This is a genomic window from Xanthomonas sp. SHU 166 (assembly GCF_000364685.1).
In the GTDB taxonomy this organism is placed as follows: Bacteria; Pseudomonadota; Gammaproteobacteria; order Xanthomonadales; family Xanthomonadaceae; genus Xanthomonas_A; species Xanthomonas_A sontii.
Genome location: NZ_AQOJ01000410.1, coordinates 1 through 2,624, shown reverse-complemented (window position 1 = coordinate 2,624; position 2,624 = coordinate 1). Strand labels below are relative to the sequence as shown.

Genomic DNA, 2,624 nt, shown 5'->3' with positions numbered 1-2,624 from the left:
CGGCGCGGCCTGCCCGCCGCTGCGGCCGAGCGCATACAGTTCGCTGCGCAGGCGCCGCATCAGTTCGGCTTCGGGCAGGTCCTGCGGCAGCGCGCGGGCGCGGCCCAGGCTCAGCGCGATGCGGCGCTCGCGGCGGGCAAACATCTCCCGCGCCAGCAGCGCGGTGCCGGCCGGCTTGAACAGCGCCGAAGCGCCGTAGAACAACGCCGAATTGCGTGCGTGGATGCGCACCGGCAGCACCGGCGCGGCGGTGCGCAGCGCGAAGCGCAGGAAGCCGCGGCGCCAGCGCCCGTCGGCGACGCCGCCCCAGCCCAGCCGCGAGACCTCGCCGGCCGGGAACACGATTACGCATTGCTCCTGCGCCAGCGCCTGCTCGATCGCCCGCACGCTGGCCGGCGACGGTGCGCCGCCGAGGATGCGCACCGGCAGCAGCAGCTCGCGCAGCCCTTCCAGCGCCCACAGGAAATCGTTGGCGACGATCTTCACGTCGCGCCGCACCTGGCCCACGAAGTCCAGCAGCGCCAGCGCATCCAGCGCCCCGGAAGGATGGTTGGCGACGATCAGCAGGCGCCCGCGCGCCGGAATGCACTCGGCGGCGGTCGGTGCGACCACGTAGCGGGCCTGCAGGAAATCCAGACCGGCCTGGACCAGGGCGAAGCCGCGCAGGTCGCGGTTGGCCTCCAAAAACGCGTCCAGCGCGTCCAGTCCCGACCATTTCTGCAGGCCGCGCAGCAATGGCCGGACCAGCCGCGAGCGGCGTCCGGCAAACCAGTGCGGGTAGCGGTCCTGAAGACGGCGTTCGAGTGCGAGCACGGCAAGCCCCCTTGCTGACTGCGCACAGCTTCGGCCGCGGCGGCGACACCGATCTTGCAATCTGACTACGGCAAAGTGACGGGCGCACCATGGCGCGCCAACCGGTTAACCTTGGGCAACGTCCGCCCCGGGCAGCATGCACGCCGCCCGGCGCCCGTGTATCATTCGCCTCCATCTTTTCATCCGAATACAAGGATATAGCCGCGATGTCCAGCTATCTCTTCACCTCCGAGTCGGTCTCCGAAGGCCACCCGGACAAGATCGCCGATCAGATCTCCGATGCGGTGCTCGACGCGATCCTGACCCAGGACAAGCGCGCGCGCGTGGCCTGCGAAACGCTGGTCAAGACCGGCGTGGCGATCGTCGCCGGCGAAATCACCACCAGCGCCTGGATCGATCTGGAAGCACTGACCCGCAAGGTGATCCTGGACATCGGCTACAACAGCTCCGACGTCGGCTTCGACGGCGAGACCTGCGGCGTGCTCAACCTGATCGGCAAGCAGTCGCCGGACATCAACCAGGGCGTGGACCGCAAGAAGCCGGAAGAACAGGGCGCTGGCGACCAGGGCCTGATGTTCGGCTACGCCACCCGCGAGACCGACAGCTTCATGCCGGCCGCCATCCACCTGTCGCACCGCCTGGTCGAACAGCAGGCCAAGGTGCGCAAGAAGAAGAACTCGCCGCTGGCGTGGCTGCGCCCGGACGCCAAGAGCCAGGTCACCCTGCGCTACGAAGACGGCGTGGCGACCGCCATCGACGCGGTGGTGCTGTCCACCCAGCACGATCCGGACATCAAGCAGAAGCACCTGGTCGAGGCCGTGCGCGAGGAAATCCTCAAGCCGGTGCTGCCGGCCAAGTGGCTGCACAAGGGCACCAAGTTCCACATCAACCCGACCGGCAAGTTCGTGATCGGCGGGCCGGTGGGCGACTGCGGCCTGACCGGGCGCAAGATCATCGTCGACACCTACGGCGGCTGGGCGCGCCACGGCGGCGGTGCGTTCTCCGGCAAGGATCCGTCCAAGGTCGACCGTTCGGCCGCCTACGCCGCGCGCTACGTCGCCAAGAACGTCGTCGCCGCCGGCCTGGCCGACCGCTGCGAAGTGCAGGTCTCCTACGCCATCGGCGTGGCCGAGCCGACCTCGATCTCGGTCACCACCTTCGGCACCGGCAAGATCGCCGACGACAAGATCGAGAAGCTGATCCGCAAGCACTTCGACCTGCGTCCGTTCGGCATCATCCAGATGCTCGACCTGATCCACCCGATGTACCAGCAGACCGCCTCTTACGGCCATTTCGGCCGCACCCCGAAGGCCTTCACCTACACCGACGGCACCGGTGCCCAGCACCAGGCCACCGCGTTCTCGTGGGAGAAGACCGACCGCGCCGAGGCGCTGCGCGCGGATGCCAAGCTGAAGTAAGCCGGCCTGCCCGCGCTTGCAAGAAAGAACGGGCCGCATTGCGGCCCGTTCTGCGTTTGGGTGATGGGAACTGGCCAGTGGCGGACACTGGCAACGGCCATGCAGGCAGGGGTGCGCCATGCCGCAGGAACGCTTCCGCGCAGGAGCGGCTTCGGCCGCGACAGGCGTTGCTTGAAACGCGCGTCGCAACGGAAGCCGTTCCGCAGCATGGACTGGGCCTCCTTGTGGGAGGGACTTCAGTCCCGACGACGGAGGGTGTCAGTCGGCTGTCGGCGCCGCTTGCCGCGGCTGCATGACAGTCGACTCCCGCAGGCAGCCGCGCGCGCTACCGCATCGTCGGCGTGCGCTCAAGGGCGGCCGTACAGGCGGCACGGCATGTGTGCTTCGCCCTGG

The 2,624-nt window shown here is 68.7% G+C and carries 2 protein-coding genes; one reads left to right on the top strand and one right to left on the bottom strand.

Going from position 1 to position 2,624, the window contains the following annotated elements:
* A partial coding sequence (locus tag D180_RS11335; RefSeq protein WP_232760451.1) for a 1-acyl-sn-glycerol-3-phosphate acyltransferase occupies nt 1-813 on the bottom strand: 813 nt, incomplete at its 3' end.
* A 206-nt stretch (nt 814-1,019) separates the two neighbouring features.
* Here D180_RS11335 and metK point away from each other — a divergent pair.
* Nucleotides 1,020-2,231: a methionine adenosyltransferase gene (gene metK / locus D180_RS11330; RefSeq protein ID WP_010342184.1), complete on the top strand. Its 1,212-nt coding sequence runs from the start codon at nt 1,020-1,022 to the stop codon at nt 2,229-2,231.
* The last annotated feature ends 393 nt before the right edge of the window (nt 2,232-2,624 follow it).

Excerpts from the sequence above, each read along its gene's own strand:
- metK (WP_010342184.1), top strand. The coding sequence starts at position 1,020 with ATGTCCAGCTATCTCTTCACCTCCGAGTCGGTCTCCGAAGGCCACCCG.